The organism is Bacillus sp. LJBS06, assembly GCF_016924995.1.
GTDB classification, from domain to species: Bacteria; Bacillota; Bacilli; order Bacillales; family Bacillaceae; genus Bacillus; species Bacillus stercoris.
The window spans coordinates 1,764,497-1,781,059 of record NZ_CP070483.1 but is presented as its reverse complement, the minus strand read 5'-3'; the positions used below and the strand labels follow the sequence as shown (position 1 = coordinate 1,781,059).

The 16,563-nt window shown below is 41.6% G+C and carries 18 protein-coding genes; all 18 read right to left on the bottom strand.

Translation table 11 applies throughout. From position 1 onward, the window contains the following. Nucleotides 1–6: 6 nt before the first annotated feature. The 18 genes from cheA to JQX68_RS09115 are packed head-to-tail and all read right to left on the bottom strand — an operon-like array spanning nt 7 to nt 16,556. A complete protein-coding gene (gene cheA, locus JQX68_RS09200) occupies nt 7–2,022 on the bottom strand; it encodes a chemotaxis protein CheA (RefSeq protein ID WP_040083165.1) in 2,016 nt (671 codons plus the stop codon). A 5-nt stretch (nt 2,023–2,027) separates the two neighbouring features. Next, on the bottom strand, nt 2,028–3,098 hold the full coding sequence (gene cheB / locus JQX68_RS09195; protein ID WP_071576858.1) for a protein-glutamate O-methylesterase CheB: 1,071 nt from the start codon (nt 3,096–3,098) through the stop codon (nt 2,028–2,030). A gap of 1 nt (nt 3,099) precedes the next feature. Next, on the bottom strand, nt 3,100–3,996 hold the full coding sequence (flhG, locus tag JQX68_RS09190; protein ID WP_083252925.1) for a flagellum location/number ATPase FlhG: 897 nt from the start codon (nt 3,994–3,996) through the stop codon (nt 3,100–3,102). Continuing rightward, nucleotides 3,987–5,084 (bottom strand): flagellar biosynthesis GTPase FlhF, encoded by a 1,098-nt coding sequence (flhF, locus tag JQX68_RS09185; RefSeq protein ID WP_205440629.1) that lies wholly within the window; start codon nt 5,082–5,084, stop codon nt 3,987–3,989. The genes flhG and flhF overlap by 10 nt, the downstream gene beginning before the upstream one ends. Beyond that, entirely contained in the window at nt 5,084–7,117 is a 2,034-nt protein-coding gene (flhA, locus tag JQX68_RS09180) for a flagellar biosynthesis protein FlhA (RefSeq protein WP_014663981.1), read from the bottom strand. The genes flhF and flhA overlap by 1 nt, the downstream gene beginning before the upstream one ends. Nucleotides 7,118–7,149: 32 nt before the next feature. Beyond that, entirely contained in the window at nt 7,150–8,232 is a 1,083-nt protein-coding gene (flhB, locus tag JQX68_RS09175; protein ID WP_069840321.1) for a flagellar biosynthesis protein FlhB, read from the bottom strand. Next, the gene (fliR, locus tag JQX68_RS09170; RefSeq protein WP_014663979.1) at nt 8,232–9,011 is read right to left on the bottom strand and encodes a flagellar biosynthetic protein FliR; all 780 of its coding nucleotides are present in this window, start codon (nt 9,009–9,011) and stop codon (nt 8,232–8,234) included. The genes flhB and fliR overlap by 1 nt, the downstream gene beginning before the upstream one ends. Nucleotides 9,012–9,018: 7 nt before the next feature. Then, a complete protein-coding gene (fliQ, locus tag JQX68_RS09165) occupies nt 9,019–9,288 on the bottom strand; it encodes a flagellar biosynthesis protein FliQ (protein WP_003220888.1) in 270 nt (89 codons plus the stop codon). A gap of 14 nt (nt 9,289–9,302) precedes the next feature. Continuing rightward, a complete protein-coding gene (gene fliP, locus JQX68_RS09160; protein ID WP_003245692.1) occupies nt 9,303–9,968 on the bottom strand; it encodes a flagellar type III secretion system pore protein FliP in 666 nt (221 codons plus the stop codon). Continuing rightward, a complete protein-coding gene (gene fliZ, locus JQX68_RS09155; protein ID WP_151257046.1) occupies nt 9,961–10,620 on the bottom strand; it encodes a flagella biosynthesis regulatory protein FliZ in 660 nt (219 codons plus the stop codon). Before fliZ ends, fliP begins: the two co-directional genes overlap by 8 nt. Nucleotides 10,621–10,634: 14 nt before the next feature. Beyond that, a complete protein-coding gene (cheY, locus tag JQX68_RS09150; protein ID WP_014476812.1) occupies nt 10,635–10,997 on the bottom strand; it encodes a chemotaxis protein CheY in 363 nt (120 codons plus the stop codon). A gap of 25 nt (nt 10,998–11,022) precedes the next feature. Further along, nucleotides 11,023–12,162: a flagellar motor switch phosphatase FliY gene (gene fliY / locus JQX68_RS09145; protein ID WP_205440628.1), complete on the bottom strand. Its 1,140-nt coding sequence runs from the start codon at nt 12,160–12,162 to the stop codon at nt 11,023–11,025. Next, nucleotides 12,152–13,150: a flagellar motor switch protein FliM gene (gene fliM, locus JQX68_RS09140; RefSeq protein ID WP_003220879.1), complete on the bottom strand. Its 999-nt coding sequence runs from the start codon at nt 13,148–13,150 to the stop codon at nt 12,152–12,154. Before fliM ends, fliY begins: the two co-directional genes overlap by 11 nt. Before the next feature lie 33 nt (nt 13,151–13,183). Further along, complete coding sequence (gene fliL / locus JQX68_RS09135) at nt 13,184–13,606, bottom strand: flagellar basal body-associated protein FliL (RefSeq protein ID WP_014663976.1); 423 nt, start codon at nt 13,604–13,606, stop codon at nt 13,184–13,186. After that, on the bottom strand, nt 13,603–13,818 hold the full coding sequence (swrD, locus tag JQX68_RS09130) for a swarming motility protein SwrD (protein ID WP_040083172.1): 216 nt from the start codon (nt 13,816–13,818) through the stop codon (nt 13,603–13,605). Before swrD ends, fliL begins: the two co-directional genes overlap by 4 nt. A 39-nt stretch (nt 13,819–13,857) precedes the next feature. Continuing rightward, a complete protein-coding gene (gene flgG / locus JQX68_RS09125) occupies nt 13,858–14,652 on the bottom strand; it encodes a flagellar basal body rod protein FlgG (RefSeq protein ID WP_040083173.1) in 795 nt (264 codons plus the stop codon). 21 nt (nt 14,653–14,673) lie between these two features. After that, nucleotides 14,674–15,096, bottom strand: coding sequence for a flagellar hook assembly protein FlgD (flgD, locus tag JQX68_RS09120; protein WP_014663973.1), 423 nt, complete (start codon nt 15,094–15,096; stop codon nt 14,674–14,676). Continuing rightward, entirely contained in the window at nt 15,093–16,556 is a 1,464-nt protein-coding gene (locus JQX68_RS09115; protein WP_205440627.1) for a flagellar hook-length control protein FliK, read from the bottom strand. Before JQX68_RS09115 ends, flgD begins: the two co-directional genes overlap by 4 nt. Nucleotides 16,557–16,563: the final 7 nt, after the last annotated feature.

Sequence of the window (16,563 nt, the reverse complement as noted above, 5' to 3'; positions counted from 1 at the left end):
GAATGGTTAAATAATCAGTGCATTACAATCAATAATGAGCGCTACTTCTCCGTCTCCTAAAATAGTAGCTCCGGAAATTGCAAAGACGTTTGTTAAATAATCTCCGAGTGATTTAAGCACAACTTCCTGCTGGCCAATAAAGGAGTCCACCACAAATGCAGTAGGTTTGTCGCCTTTTTTCACGACAATGATATGGAGCTGTTCCGCATCTTTTCTTGTATCTTCTATTTTAAACTCTTCTTTTAAATAAACGACAGGGACAATGTGTCCTCTAAAGTCAATCACTTCACGGTCATGCGTTTGCAAAATGTCTTTTCTGTCAATGACTGCTGTTTCAATGATTGAAGAAATCGGAATGGCAAATGTCTCTTCTTCCAACTTAATCAGCAGGACTGAAATAATAGATAAGGTAAGCGGCAGCTGTATACTGAATAGAGAGCCCTGACCTTCGGCTGATTTCACACTGACTGAACCGCCTAGAGACTCCAGTTTGTTTTTTACAACGTCAAGTCCGACGCCGCGGCCAGAGATATCAGAAATTTGGTCAGCGGTTGAGAACCCCGGAGCAAAAATCAATTCGTAAATTTCGTTGTCTTCTAAGGTTTCAGCTTCTTTTTCCGTTATGACCCCGCGCTCAAGCGCTTTTTCCATGATTTTCTTGCGATTAAGGCCTGCACCGTCATCTTCTACTTCGATAAAGACATGGTTACCGCTGTGATAAGCTTTAAGCACAACTTTTCCTGATTCCGGTTTTCCCTTTTGCAAACGCGTTTCCGGCGCCTCGATACCATGGTCAATGCTGTTTCTGATCAAATGAACGAGAGGATCTCCGATTTCATCAATCACTGTACGATCCAGCTCAGTTTCCGCGCCGATGATCGAGAGTTCAATTTTTTTATTCAGCTCTTTCTGAAGCTGGCGAATCATTCTCGGGAATCTGTTAAAAACGGTTTCAACCGGGACCATTCTCATATTCAGAATAATCGATTGCAAATCTCCGGAAATTCTCGTCATCCGTTCAACCGTTTCAGTCAGTTCATTGTGCTCAAGCTCTTTCGCAATCTGCTCAAGACGTCCGCGGTCAATGACAAGCTCTTCAAATAAGTTCATTAAAGAATCAAGCCTGTCAATGTTGACACGAATTGTTTTGGATCCGCCGGCTGAGTGCTTCGCCTGTTCATCGTTTTTAGCAGGCTGTTTTTGTTTTTCCTGCTTCGCAGGTACAGCTGCCGGCGAGTCTACAGGCTTAGATTCCTCAGGCTTTTCAGCTGATGTTAAAGGAACCCCTTGACTGACTTCAACATGCTCAATTTCCGACACACCATTGATTAATTGTTCAATGTCTTCTGCTGATTGATGTGTTAAGAAACAAACTTGAAAGTCAGTTCCAAAATCTTCTGTTTCAAGCACTTCAGCACTTGGAATTGTTTTGGCTACTTCTCCGACTTCATTTAGTTTTTCAAACACCATATAGACACGAACTGCTTTTAACATACAGTTTTCGTTCAGAGAAATCTTGATTTCATATCGTTTGAATCCTTGCTCCTCCGCTTCTTGTATAACTGTACGTTCAAATTCATCATATTCCCAATCAGATGCTGAACTCGGTGCTTCTGCAGGTTCCGCGGATGCAGCAGATTCAGTGTGTGCACCATTTACATCAAGCTTGGCACTCACTTCTGAGATATCTCTTTTACCATCCCCGCCATCAATAATAGACTGAACCATAGCTTCCAGGTGATCCAGAGCTTCAAACAAAATATCCAGCCATTCTGAGGTAACTGCCATGTCTCCGTTTCGGATTGCATCCAGCACGTTTTCAAGCAGGTGGGTAAGATGCGCTAAATCCGTGTAGCCCATCGTTGCGCTCATTCCTTTTAATGTATGGGCAGCCCTGAATATATCATGTACGAGCTGAAGGTCAGTCGGGTCTTTCTCTAAAAGGAGAAGCTTTTCATTACATGTTTGTAAATGTTCTTTACTCTCATCAATAAAGACATCTAAATACTGATTCATATCCATTTGAATCACACCCTCTCTTTTTTCACACAGCTTGTGATGGATGCTGCGATATCTTCTACATGTTTAATCTCATGAATGAGACCCGCTTTAACAGCAGCTTTTGGCATCCCGTAAACGACACAAGATTCTTCAGACTCCGCAATGGCTTTCACATTGCCGGCTGTTAGCATGTCCTTTAGCCCTGCAGTGCCGTCACTGCCCATTCCGGTCATAATAACCGCTACTTTTTCATAATCTGTCAGTTTACCGACAGAACGGAATAAATAATCAGCAGATGGTTTATGACGGCTCGGGGTATCGAGATTATCAAGCACAATCTGGAGTCCTCCGCTGCTTTTAATAACGGAAATGTTTTTTCCGCCCGGTGCTATGTAAACACAGCCGTTAAGAGCTGCTTCACCATCTTTTGCTTCTTTCACCTGAATGTCAGATAAATGATTCAGCCGATCAGCCAAAGAAGCAGTAAATCCTTCAGGCATGTGCTGAACGACAACCACTGGTGCGTTCAAGTCCTTAGGAAGCTTCGGTATCACCTTTTGTAACGCCCTTGGGCCGCCTGTTGATGTGCCGATACACACAATTTGTCTGCCTGTGCCTGGTTTCGGTTTGCTCAATTCAGGCTTAACAGCTCGCACAATAGGTTCGGGCCGAACCGTTTGGGAAACAGGACGGTTCCGCTTGCCGGAAAGTCCTGCCGCGACAACACGCTCAACTAATTGTTCTTTAATTTTGTACAAATCTAAAGATATTGAGCCTGATGGCTTTGTGATAAAATCAAAGGCACCGATCTCCAAACAATTAATTGTGCACTCTTTACCTTTTTCGGTCTGGCTCGATACCATGATGACCGGCAAGTTATAAATCTCAATAATTTTGCGAAGCGTATCTGTTCCATTCATGACCGGCATTTCAACATCAAGAGTAATAACATCCGGTTTTAATAATTCAATCTTCTTAAGCGCTTCTTCTCCGTTTCTGGCAGTTCCGATTACTTCTATCTGCTTTTCCTCGGTCAGAAAATCACTTATCATTTTTCTCATGAAAGCTGAATCATCAACTACAAGCACACGAATCAAATTAAGCCCTCCTCATTAAAAAAGAAGATAATTTCTCAATAAATGTCTGTTTGTCTTCTTTGTGTCTCGTTTCTTCTCTTTCAAACAAGGCGTCCGCTAAAAGGCGGACTGACCGGCTGGCTTTTGCCTGAGGGCTTTTTATGAAAAAAGGAACCTGTTCGACAACCGCTTTGCTCACGATCACATCGTCAGAAACGGAACCGGCAAACTGAACCTGAACATCCAAAAACATATGAATTGTGCGGGAAAGGCGGGCAAAAGCGTCAAGCCCTTCTTTTTGGTCACGGCACCGATTGACAGCCACCTTCATCGAAAGCTTATTTCCTGTCAAAACCAAGTGCTTGACAGCACTGTATGCGTCCATGATGGCCGTCGGCTCGGGAGTTGTTATGATCAAAATATCTTCTGCTGATAAAATAAAAGGCAGTTGATCTTTTGATAATCCTGCTCCCATGTCAAACAGCACATAATCGAACTGGCTTAATGCATGAGAAAGTTCATTGGCAAAAAACGTCCATTTTCTCTGATCCAGCTGAAACATCACATCCAGGCCGGTTCCACCTGATATATACCGCAAACCCTTTGGGCCAACGGATAATGACTGTAGCAACGGCTTCTGATCGGTTAAAACATCGATTATCGTGGCAGACGATGAATTTCCCATTAATATATCAATGTTCCCCATCCCAATATCAAGGTCGATGAGAAGCACCTTTTTACCTTTGTCCTGCAACGCAAGTGCCATATTTAAGGTAATATTAGATTTTCCGACACCGCCCTTGCCGCTGATGACAGCAAGTGTCTTCGCTTTTTGTGAATAAACCATTGGCAGAACGCGCTGACGCTTTTCCATTTTCGCCCGTAAAGTTGCTGCTTGGTCATATCGGTTCATCTGCACAGCATCCTTACAAAATCAAGTGGAGATACAGTCTGTATATCCTCAGGCACATTCTGGCCGTTTGTCATAAATCCGACACCTATTTTTGATTCTGCCAGTATACTAAACACAGAACCTAAGGAAGTTGTTTCATCTATTTTCGTAAAAATAAACTGATTGACAGGGACGGATGAAAACCGTTTGACAATATGTTTCATATCTTCATATTTTGCAGTCGCGGATAAAACAAGAAATGACTGAATGCTGCTCTCAAAAGGAATCGTTTCTTTCAGTTCATCAATGTATTGCTGGTCCTTGAAGTTTCTTCCTGCTGTATCAACAAACACATGATCATACTCAGAAAATAACTCTTTCGCCTGCTCAAATTCTTCTTTTGTATAACAAACTTCCAGAGGAGCCTGCAGCAGCTCAGCGTATGTTTTCAACTGTTCAACAGCTGCAATTCGATACGTATCTGTAGTAATAAAAGCGATTTTTTTCTGTTTTTCAAGCATAGATATGGCTGCGAGTTTAGCCAGTGTAGTTGTTTTACCAGCCCCTGTTGAACCAAAGAGAACGATATACTTTGAATGGATTGGTTCCTGCCACTTGTCTGCTGAAGGCAGCGTATCGCATAGTAATTCCTGAAGTTTGCCGACCACATTTTCTTCATTAAGGCCGCCTGCTTCCACAGAGAAGCGAAGCAATTTTTTCAGAGTGCTCGTTTTCGTTGACTCTTTAATTCCCGTTTCTTGCAAAAGCTTCTCTGCTTTTCGCAGTGGCTCAGGAAGTACAGATTGATATGCTGAAAAATCACCTTGCTCCTGTTGCACCGGAATTTGAGGGGATGTCCTCTCCTCTATTTTCGGACTGCTGACCGGAGTTTTTAATGTTTGTTTCGGTTCAGTTGCCTTCTGAGGCGTTTTTTTCTCAAGAAAGTCCTGATCCAATACGGCGATCACTTCAACAGCAGGCTTGTTGATGAGGCCAAACCATTTTCGCTTTTTAATTTTTTTCGAATTTAATATGACCGCTTCATTGCCCAATTCTTTTCTGATGAGAAGTGCCGCTTCTTGCATTGAAGCAGCAGTAAATTTTTTTATTTTCATTAAATATCCACCACTCCAATGCTTTGTACCTCAACATTCGCCTCAAGTTCGTTATAAGAGAGTACCGGAAGATCAGGGAAGTATCGTTCCAGAAGCTGTTTCACATACATTCTGACAGGCGGCGAGCATAGAAGAATCGCGGTTTCCTGACGTAATGACAGCTGTTCAGCTTCTTTAGCGACAGAACGCACAATACTTTCTGAAATATCTGGTTCGAGCGATAAATAATTCCCATGTTCCGTTTGCTGCACACCGTCTGCTATAGCCTTCTCTACCCGGCCCGAGCAAGTAACAACTTTCAACACTTCATTATCTTTGGCAAATTGGGCTGTAATTTGTTTAGCAAGTGCTTGTCTTGTATACTCTGTCAAAAGATCAGAATCTGTTGTTAATTTCCCATAGTCAGCAAGTGTTTCAAAGATTGTTACTAAGTTTCGAATTGAAACTTTTTCTTTTAAAAGCTTAGCAAGCACCTTCTGAATATCACCGACAGACAATGGATTTGGCGTAACCTCTTCAACCAGGACTGGATACGATTCTTTCAAGTGATCAATCAGCTGCTTTGTCTCCTGCCTTCCGATCAATTCGTGAGCATGCTGCTTTATTTTCTCCGTAATATGCGTTGAAACGACTGATGCAGGATCAACTACTGTATAACCAAGCATGTCGGCTTCATCCTTTACCGCTTCGCTAATCCATTTGGCCGGCAGTCCGAATGAAGGTTCCACTGTTTCTATCCCTTCAATCAGATCGTCTTCAGGTGTAGGCGACATTGCTAAATAATGATCAAGCAACAGCTCACCTTTTGCTACTTCGTTTCCTTTAATTTTCAATCGGTATTCATTAGGCTGCAACGCTATATTATCTCTGATCCGCACGACAGGAATGACAAGCCCGAGTTCCAAAGCCAACTGACGGCGTATCATAACAATGCGGTCTAATAAATCACCGCCTTGATTGGCATCAGCAAGCGGTATGAGTCCATAGCCAAACTCAAATTCTATCGGATCTATATGCAGAAGCTGAACAACGCTTTCAGGACTTTTAAGCTCATCAACCTCAGCCTCTTCCTCAAGAATCTCATCCACTTCTTCTTTTTCCTTACCAGATTTAGATAGCGTATAAGCGCCAAAAGCAAGCAACCCCGCAAGCGGCCCCGTCAGAAAAATGCCGATCGGAGTGAAAATACCTAAAAGCATGATCGTAGCTGCGGCGACGTATAAAAGCTTTGGATACGCAAACAGCTGGCCTGTAATGTCATGCCCTAAGTTTCCTTCAGAGGCAGCTCTTGTAACCACAATACCCGTAGCTGTAGAAATTAACAGTGCCGGGATTTGCGAAACAATTCCATCCCCTACAGTCAGCATCGTAAAGTGTGAAGCGGCCTCTTGAATAGACATGCCCTGCTGAAGCATTCCGATCACGATTCCGAAAATAATATTGATCATCACAATGATGATTCCGGCAATGGCGTCACCTTTTACAAATTTACTGGCACCGTCCATTGCTCCATAAAAGTCTGCTTCTCTTGCCACTTTTTCGCGGCGATGCTTCGCTTCCTGTTCGGTAATCATCCCTGCGTTTAAATCAGCATCAATACTCATCTGCTTCCCGGGCATTGCGTCCAGCGTAAACCTTGCTGCAACCTCAGAAACACGTTCAGCACCTTTTGTAATGACGATGAACTGAATAATAATCAAGATGATAAATACAACGAGTCCAACTAATACATTTCCACCGACAACGAAATTTCCGAATGTCTCGACGACTTTTCCTCCCTCACCGTGTGAAAGAATTGAACGGGTAGTTGAGACGTTCAAGCCCAAACGAAATAGGGTTAAAAGCAGCAGCAGTGACGGAAAAATCGAAAACTGAAGCGCTTCCTGCATATTCATTGTGGTGAGAAGCACGATCAACGCAAGAGAAATATTAATAATGATCAAAATACTTAACAGCCATGGAGGAAATGGAATCACCAGCATCGCCACAATGAGGACAACACTTATTAAAACGGATAAATCTCTTGTTGACATGCTGTTTTTTCTCTCCTTTTAAATCGAAAAATTCAATATACTTTTTGTTTTGTTTTATATACGTAAGCCAGAATTTCTGCCAAGACTTTAAAAAATTCTTCCGGCACTGCCTGGTCAATTTCCACCTGATCATATAACGCACGGGCTAGCGGTCTGTTTTCTACCATCATGACATCGTGCTCTTTAGCAATTTTCCTGATTTTTAACGCCAGGTGGTCAACACCTTTTGCAACAATATAAGGAGCGTCCATTTTTTCTTCGTCGTATTTCAGGGCAATCGCATAGTGAGTCGGGTTTGTGATGATAACATCTGCTTTTGGAACTTCCTGCATCATCCGCCTCATCGCCATTTCCCGCTGTCTTTGCTTAATTTTAGACTTAATAATCGGGTCACCTTCAGATTTTTTGTACTCGTCTTTTATATCTTGTTTTGACATTTTGATATTTTTCTCATAATCAAATCTCTGATATAAATAGTCAAGACCAGCAAGAATTAATAAAGCACCTGCACCGCTCAGTCCCATCCACAAAGTGAGTTTTGAAACGAAAGAAAGTACCTCTTCAGGTGTCAGGAGAGGAAGCCGGAGAATTTCTCCATAATGCAGCCAAAGCACAGCGAATGCCGCAAAACCGACAACTGCGATTTTTAAAATTGATTTAATCAACTCTACAATCGCCCTCATACTGTATATTCGTTTAAAGCCTTTGATCGGATCGAGTTTTTCAAGCTTAGGCTGTATCACTTCAGCAGAAAACAAGAATCCAACCTGCATATAGTTGCTTACGACCCCTGCAACAAGAGCTACAAGCAAGATCGGTGCAAGTATCATGCCCGTATCCTTTAATAAGCTGACAAACAAAGTATGCACATTTGATTCTGAGAGCTTCATTGTGAGCGATTCGGTATAAAAAGTTTCTATAAATGACAGCAGCCTGTCTCTCATATACGGGCCAATTGCAATAAGCGAAAGGAAAATAACAAGTAAAGAAATGGCGGTATTGACATCCGAACTTTTGGCTACCTGTCCTTTTTTTCGCGTATCCTTCCGTTTTTTCGGAGTGGCTTTTTCAGTCTTCTCCCCGGCAAAAAACTGCAGGTCAATTCTAAGCTTCATTAAGAAACACCGACCAATGCTAAAAGATTCCGCATCGTTTCAATCGTTAAACTGAAAACATTCCGCACAACGACGAAGATAACGGACATACATACAATGAGCATGATGAAACTGACAGCGATCTTTAAAGGCAGACCGACCACAAATACATTTAATTGCGGAACAGTTCGAGCCACGATACCTAATGCTAAATCAACTAGAAACAAACTGGCCACAACAGGCGCTGACATTTGAAAAGCGATAATAAACATCGCATTAAAGCTTTTCGCGATAAAATAAGCAAACTTTTCATCGCCGAAATTCGGAAATGCCTGATCCACTGAAATATACTGAAAGCTGTAGTAAATACCGTCCAGCAGCAAATGGTGGGCATTGACACTCAGCATAAACAAAAGTGCCATCGTATAAATAAACTGGCCAATCAACGGACTTTGCGCTCCGGTTTGCGGATCAATAACGTTTGCTATTGAAAATCCCATTTGAAAATCAATAAACGAGCCGGCAATCTGTACTGCGGCAATCATCATATAAGCGATTAAGCCGAGACATAGGCCAACCAAGGCTTCCTTAAAAGCCAAGAGCATATATTGCTCATCTATCTCCAAAGAGGGCGGTTTATCAATGGTGCTGAAACAAATAACCGCCAGAAAAAAAGCAAATCCTATGCGGTGAACAGCTGGGACATTTCGATGTCCGAATAGCGGAATCGTTACAAAAAAAGCAGAGATTCTAATAAAAACCAATAAAAAAGCAGGAAATAAGTCAATAATTGAATTCATCTCTGCATTACCCTGCAAAACGATTTAGATTAGAAAACAGCTCTGTTGTAAATGAAAGAATCGTCGACAGCATCCACGGACCAAAAAAAATGAGGGCCAGAAGAACCGCCACGATTTTCGGAATAAACGCCAAAGTCTGTTCCTGGATTTGAGTTGTCGCCTGAAATATGCTGACAATTAAACCGACCAGTAAAGCAATGGCCAATAACGGCCCGCTGATCATCAGTGTTACGTATACGGCTTTTTCCGCCATAGAAATTACAAATTCTGAACTCACGTTTAGCACCTACCCTAAAAGCTCTGAAGCAAAGATTTCACAATTAAATACCAGCCGTCCACCAAAACAAAAAGTAATATTTTAAAGGGCAGAGAAATCATAACTGGAGGGAGCATCATCATTCCCATTGACATCAAGACGCTCGCCACTACCATATCTATAATTAAAAACGGGATAAAAATCATAAACCCTATTTGAAATGCAGTTTTAAGCTCTGATATAGCAAAAGCCGGAACCATTGTTGTTAGCGGAATATCCTTTAATGATTCAGGTTTATCCATTTTTGCGTAATTCATGAACAGCGCCAAATCCTTCTGCCTTGTGTGTTTACTCATAAACTCTTTAATCGGTTCCTCAGCTTTCGTATACGCTTCATCCAAGCTGATTTTGTTGTCCATCAATGGGGTCAGCGCTTCTTTATTAATTTCTGAAAAAGTAGGAGCCATAATAAAAAATGTTAAAAACAGCGCAAGCCCGATAAGAACCTGGTTTGGGGGCATAGATTGCGTCGCAAGTGAAGTTCTGACAAATGACAGAACAATGACGATGCGAGTAAAGCAAGTCATAAGAATCAATATTCCAGGCGCCACTGAAAATACAGTTAACAATAATAGTAATTTAACAGTTGAACTTACGTTTTCCGGATCGCTTGAACTGAAAATATTTATAAACTCATTCATGATGACGTGGGCCTTTCTTCTTTCCTTCAGAACGGTTTTGTTTTAACTCTTCAAGTTGCTCTTTTAATGCTTTTGAAAATGAAGGCAGTTTTTGCTGCGGCTGATGCTCAGAACTCTTAAGCGGCTTCACAAACTTTTGCCACTCTATTTTGCTTGACATTGCCTCTTCATGCTGACTGAGAATGACTTCAATCTCTTTTTCATCCTCAATTTCTTTCAGCAGCTGGATCGTCTCTCCTACACCGACGACGAGCACGCTTTTTCCGACCTTGATCAATTGTATGGATCTGTTCTGGCCGACCGATGTGCCGCCAATATTTTCAACATATTGAAAAGGCTTGAGGAGCCGATTTCTTTTGTTCATGAGCTTAACCAGCCCGTAAATCAGCACGATAACAAACAGTAAAGCGAAAATCATCTTTACAAAATCAAAAGCTGAGACAGAAGGAGCAGCCGCTCCCTCCGTCTCATCAGCAGTTTTTGTTGTTTTTTCTTCCTTTTGCCCTGACTTATCTGCAGTTTTCTCATCTTTCTTTTGAAACCATTCGTTTACAGTTGAATTCTCAGAGTCTGCCGCCGCAGCAGCAATTGGATGTACACTGAATAAAACGAAAAAACAAATAAAAGCGATGAAATATTGACTCTTTTTCAACAATCGTACACCCTTTAACTTAATGTTTTGTTGATTGCTTCAAGCACACGGTCAGCTTGGAAAGGTTTCACAATGAAATCCTTAGCGCCGGCCTGAATGGCATCAATAACCATTGATTGCTGTCCCATAGCAGAACACATAATGATTCTTGCCTGAGCATCAATTTGTTTAATTTCTTTTAATGCTGTAATCCCATCCATTTCAGGCATCGTGATATCCATCGTAACAAGGTCAGGAGAATGCTCTTTATATTTCTCTACTGCTTGTGCTCCATTTTCAGCTTCCGCTACTACTTCAAAACCGTTTTTAACCAAAATATCTTTAATCATCATTCGCATAAATGCTGCGTCATCTACAATTAAAATTCTATGTGCCATAATTTATCTCTCTCCTTGTGTTTCGTTATTTTAAATTATTAATGCGCTCTGCCTGGCTTAAAATGTCAGTGACTCTTACGCCGAAGTTTTCTTCAATGACAACAACCTCGCCTTTGGCAACGATACGCTGATTAACTAAAATATCTACCGGCTCACCAGCTAATTTATCAAGCTCAATAATACTACCTGCAGAAAGCTCTAAAATTTCTTTTACACTTCTCTTTGTTCTGCCGAGCTCAACAGTAATTGAAAGCGGGATATCTAAAAGCATATCCAGATTATTGATAGGGGCTTGTGTCGCCTCATTTGGATCAAACGCAGAAAATTCCACCGGTGAAACCTGAACTGGCGTTGCTTTTTTTGCTGTTCCCTGCCTTTTTGGCGGCTGCGGCTGCTGTTGCTTCGGTTCAATACGAGGCTCTGGCGTCACAGGCTCTTTCGGCTGCTCGTATGTAGCATCAGGCTGCGCCGTTGTTGCTTCCTCTGCATTTCCTGAATTCATAAGGCTTGAAATTAAATCTTTCGCAAATGTTAATGGGTAAAGCTGCATAATACTGGAGTCTATTAATTCTCCCACCTTTAAGTTGAAAGAAACTTTCACCAGCATTTCATCATCAGGAATACGGTCTGTGCCCTTTTCTTCAGTTACATCGAGCAATTCAACCCGAGGCGGTGAAATATCAATTTTTTTACTGAATACAGTAGACATTGATGTGGCTGCCGATCCCATCATTTGGTTCATTGCTTCTTGAACCGCACTTAAATGGATTTCCCCCAGTGAAGGATCCGCACCTTTTCCGTCTCCCCCGATCATTAAATCAGCAATGATCGCCGCGTCACTTTGTTCCACGACTAACAGGTTGCTGCCGCTGAAGCCCTCCGTATAATTTACTTCAATCGCTACATACGGTTCAGGAAACGCATCGCTGATTTTACTTTTTGGGATAACCGTTACGCTCGGAGTCGTAATATCGACCTTTTGATTTAAAAGTGTTGACAATGCTGTCGCAGAACTGCCGAATGAAATATTACCGATTTCACCGATCGCATCACGCTCCATTTCCGATAAATCATCTACTTCCGGAACCTCTGGCTCATCAAGCGTGCTGCCAGTACCGTTAAGAAGCGCGTCAATCTCATCTTGAGATAATCTATTATTCTCCATCTTGTTCACCTCTTATGTCGTGATCTAAAATTTGCACTGCCTGTTTTCGATTCACCCGGCCGGCTTGTCCTAAAAATTTCGGCTTATCTCCGACCAATACAGTAAGAGGATCCGTGACTGATTTGTCCAAAGTTATGCAGTCTCCGACTTCTAAACTTAAAAACTCTTCTATTGTCAGTTCAGATGTGCCGAGCTCGGCCACGACAGGTATTTGTGCTGTCATGATACGTTTTTCAAGCGACTTTGTTTCCTCAGGCTTTGGCTCATTTCGGTCTGATTGCATCCAATAGTGGACTGAAAGCTTCGGTATGAGCGGCTCGAGGACGATATGCGGGATACAGAGATTAATGACACCGCTGATTTCACCGATTTGAGTATTAAGTGAGATCACCACGACTGTTTCATTAGGAGACACCATCTGAACGAATTGCGGATTCACTTCAAACTCAGTCATTTCCGGTTCAATATCAGCAATTGACTGCCAAGCTTCTTTATAATTACCCAGTGCATTTTCAAATAAATTAGAAATGATTTTTGTTTCAATTTCTGTCAAGCTGTCAACCTTGTTATGACTGATTCCAATCCCACCCATGACTCGGTCCATCATCGTATAAGCTATCGTGGGGTTAACCTCCATCATAATTCTGCCTTCCATCGGATGGACATCAAATAGATTCAGAATCGTCATGTTCGGGATCGATCTGATAAATTCCTCATAAGGGACCTGGTCAACAGAACTGACAGATATATGAATATAGGTTCTGAGCTGAGCCGAAAAATGAGTGGTAAGAAGTCTTGCAAAATTGTCATGAATTCTCGTTAAACTGCGGATCTGATCCTTAGAAAACCGCAGCGCACGTTTGAAATCATAAACCTTGACTTTCTTCTCTTTTTCTTCTTTTTTCAGCTCTTCAGCGTCCATTTCACCAGTTGATATTGCAGAAAGCAGTGCATCTATTTCATTTTGGGAGAGAACTTCTCCTGACATTTTCCTCACCTCCGTATTCTGTCAAATTATGTTTTATTGCAGATTAAAGGAGGTAATATACACTTTTTCTACTTTTCCTTCTTGGAGGTAGCTATTTATTTTATCTTTTAGTTCCTTCTTAAAGGTTTCTTTTCCCTTGTCTCCCTCAATCTGATCAGCATTCGTATCAGCCAGCAGTGATATAACAGCGTCTTTCACTTGAAAATCACGTTTCTCAAGTTCTTCTTTTGATTTATCAGAATCAGTTTCAAGTTTAATAGCAAGACGGATAATGTTATCAGACTTTAAATTTGTTGTGATCTCTTCTACATCAACAGAAGATGAAACAATTTCATCAATACTTTTTTTCGCTTCACTTTTTTCGGACTTTCCGCCTAACACAAAATAAGCCGTTGCCCCGAGAGCACCAATTACGATAAGAATAATTAGTAAGATGATCATTAACTTTTTCTTCATTCCGGTTCCTCTATTCCTTGATCCATTGAAAATATTTGTATGTTTCGGTAGAAAGATGCGATCTTTTCCAGAACAGCTTCTTCATCTTCTTTTACTACAAACTTCTTACCGTTTGACAGAGTGATTGTAGTATCCGGAAAGCATTCAATCTGTTCAATAAATAGCGCATTCAGTGTAAAGGGCTGCCCGTTCAAACGGGTTACTTTTATCATAAAACAGCGGAGAAGCGATTACTCGCCTCCCCTCCCTCCTTAACGTTTAAGGTTAACCAGTTCTTGAAGGATTTCATCAGATGTTGTAATAATTTTTGAGTTTGATTGGAATCCGCGCTGGGCTACGATCATTTCAGTAAATTCGTCAGTTAAATCAACGTTAGACATTTCGAGAAATCCTGATTTAAGAGAACCTGTTCCGCCATCACCGGGCTGGTTCGCTGCACTGGCCGTACCAGAGTTTAAAGATTCACGGTATAAGTTGCTCCCGATTTTATCTAAGCCGTCACTGTTGGCAAAAGTCACAATCCCGATTTGTCCGCCGTCTTGTGGTTGACCGCCGGCATCAACAATTGACACCTTTCCATCAGGGCCAATGCTAAAGCTTTGAGCATCAGTAGGAATTTTAATTGTTCCTCCATTCATATTTAACACATGGTAGCCATCACCTGTAACCAATGTTCCGGTATTATCTAAATAGAAGTTCCCTGCTCTTGTATAAGCTGTTCCATCACCTGTATCAATCCGGAAGTAACCGTCACCGTCAATTGCTAAATCAAGTGCTCTTCCTGTACTTTGTGTGGCGCTTGTTGAATGAATTGTATCAATTGTGCCAGATGATGAACCTAAACCGATTTGCTTAGAGTTCGTACCGCCGATAGTTGCACCGGCCGCAGAACCGCCGGCAATTGTTTGGCTTACCATATCTTTAAAAGTCACACGGCTCTTTTTGAATCCTACTGTATTCACGTTTGCAATGTTGTTACCGATTACGTCAAGCTTTGTTTGAAAGTTTTTCATACCGCTGATTCCAGAATAAAGTGAACGTAACATAATGTATTCCCCCAGATTTTTTTATTTAGATGATTGTCCCACAGACATGACATTCGCAGGACTGATCTCGGTCCCATCATCAAGAACGAGATAATAATTTCCTTTAGAATGTTTAACAGAGCTTACTGTGCCTGTTTTATCTGTTGCACTTTTACCATCAGTCCAAGATACTTCTTTTCCCATCCAATCAACATACGTTGTAAACGGATCTTGGTTTTCAACGAATTTAGTCATCGTTGTATTCAGATTCATTATCTGTTCCAAGCTTGAAAAAGTCGCCATCTGGCTGATAAATTCTTTATCGTCAACCGGGTTGAGCGGATCTTGGTTTTGAACTTGAGTCATTAAAATTTTTAAAAACTCATCTTTCCCCAAGCTGCTGTTGTTCGTCGACACGGTATTCGTTTTTTCAGGCAGTTTATATTCTGAACTTATAGAAGTCATTCTTCCTCCTCCATTTCAACCATCGACACTTCATCGAGCAGATCGCCAAAATCATTTGATTGCTTTTTCTGTCTTTGCTGTCTCTGCCCCTCTTGCTGCTGTTTCTGTTCATCAGCAAGCTGGCCGTATATCGGCTGATCCCCGCTTTGGACCGGAAGAGTAAAACGGTCTATTTGGACGGCCATATTCGGCAATGATTGCTTCAGCTGCGGAAGATGCTGTTCAAGCAATTCTTTTGCTGATTGGCTAGATGCAATGATTTTACTCTGAAACATTCCATTTTCATTTGTCAGCTTGATTGTGACAAATCCTAAATGTTCAGGGTTCAACCGAATGGTGAAGCTTCCCGTTGATCTGCCGAAAGGCGTATATTTCATCTGCTTCCACGCATTGATCACTTGATCAGCCACCGTTTTTGTTTCAGCATTTGGTATATCAGATGACATCTTCTGCAGATCAAGTGTTTGAACTCCTCCTATGCCCCGATACCCTGAAAACATCATTTGGAGTCCTGATTTACTATCTACAGGCTGAATACTTCCAGAAACATCCGATGCACTTTTGCTGGATGAACTCTGCGAAAGCGGTGTGAAAACACGCTTCCCAAAGTCTTGTGATGATTCGGATGATTTCGATAACAAGAAAGCTTTCAACTGGCTTTCAGCTAAACTCCATTCTTTGGTCCCTTTTTGAGGGAGCATAGACATTTGATCCATTAAGCTTTGAAAACTTTTCAGCTCTGACGCTGTCATCGAATAAAGTTTTGAACTCGACTCATCTTTGGTGAACATTTGCTGTTTAAGATCCTGAATTAGTTGTTGAGATACACCTTTTTTTTCTAATACAGAAAGAAATTGATCCCCACTTTGGTAAATGGCATGAGCTTCATTGCCATTCCCTCGATCAGTCAGCTTATTCCCTTCTACAAGCTGGCTAATGAACATCTGGATATAGATCAGTTCTTTAGCAGCCTCGGATACTTCATTTTCCTGATTTGATTGCTCTGTATCGGTCTTCAGTTGTCCATTAATGTCAGGAGCAGAATCATTGGCACTCAGAGCCGTTTTAGCTTCTGAAAAGATTTTCTCCGTTTCTGTGAGCAATTGATCCATCCCGCCTGACAATCTTGATTCAACTGCTTGCAAAAGATTTTGCAACATTTGCAGAGCATTCGCATCCAATTGCTTCCCTGTCAGTTTGCTTAATGTTTGCAGAAGACCCGCATTTTGTTTGTCTTGATCTTCAGGACTTGCTTTTAGCCATTCACCGATCTTTTTAAGCGCATCTTCTAAAAGCTGACCTCCGGAATTCGGAGTACCCTTTTCTTGTTCTGAGAGTTCCTTTAAACCTGCCTCAGATATAAGCCAGTTTTGAAAAACACCCGGGCTACTTTTCATGCTTTTAGCGGCAGAACCCGTTGTCGTTTGCAGCAAAGGTCCCGATAATTCAAGCAGCTTCACCTTTAAT

Excerpts from the sequence above, each read along its gene's own strand:
- cheA (WP_040083165.1), bottom strand. The coding sequence starts at position 2,022 with ATGGATATGAATCAGTATTTAGATGTCTTTATTGATGAGAGTAAAGAA.
- flhF (WP_205440629.1), bottom strand. The coding sequence starts at position 5,084 with ATGAAAATAAAAAAATTTACTGCTGCTTCAATGCAAGAAGCGGCACTT.
- flhA (WP_014663981.1), bottom strand. The coding sequence starts at position 7,117 with ATGTCAACAAGAGATTTATCCGTTTTAATAAGTGTTGTCCTCATTGTG.
- flhB (WP_069840321.1), bottom strand. The coding sequence starts at position 8,232 with ATGAAGCTTAGAATTGACCTGCAGTTTTTTGCCGGGGAGAAGACTGAA.
- fliR (WP_014663979.1), bottom strand. The coding sequence starts at position 9,011 with ATGAATTCAATTATTGACTTATTTCCTGCTTTTTTATTGGTTTTTATT.
- fliP (WP_003245692.1), bottom strand. The coding sequence starts at position 9,968 with ATGAATGAGTTTATAAATATTTTCAGTTCAAGCGATCCGGAAAACGTA.
- cheY (WP_014476812.1), bottom strand. The coding sequence starts at position 10,997 with ATGGCACATAGAATTTTAATTGTAGATGACGCAGCATTTATGCGAATG.
- fliY (WP_205440628.1), bottom strand. The coding sequence starts at position 12,162 with ATGGAGAATAATAGATTATCTCAAGATGAGATTGACGCGCTTCTTAAC.
- fliM (WP_003220879.1), bottom strand. The coding sequence starts at position 13,150 with ATGTCAGGAGAAGTTCTCTCCCAAAATGAAATAGATGCACTGCTTTCT.
- fliL (WP_014663976.1), bottom strand. The coding sequence starts at position 13,606 with ATGAAGAAAAAGTTAATGATCATCTTACTAATTATTCTTATCGTAATT.
- swrD (WP_040083172.1), bottom strand. The coding sequence starts at position 13,818 with ATGATAAAAGTAACCCGTTTGAACGGGCAGCCCTTTACACTGAATGCG.
- flgG (WP_040083173.1), bottom strand. The coding sequence starts at position 14,652 with ATGTTACGTTCACTTTATTCTGGAATCAGCGGTATGAAAAACTTTCAA.
- flgD (WP_014663973.1), bottom strand. The coding sequence starts at position 15,096 with ATGACTTCTATAAGTTCAGAATATAAACTGCCTGAAAAAACGAATACC.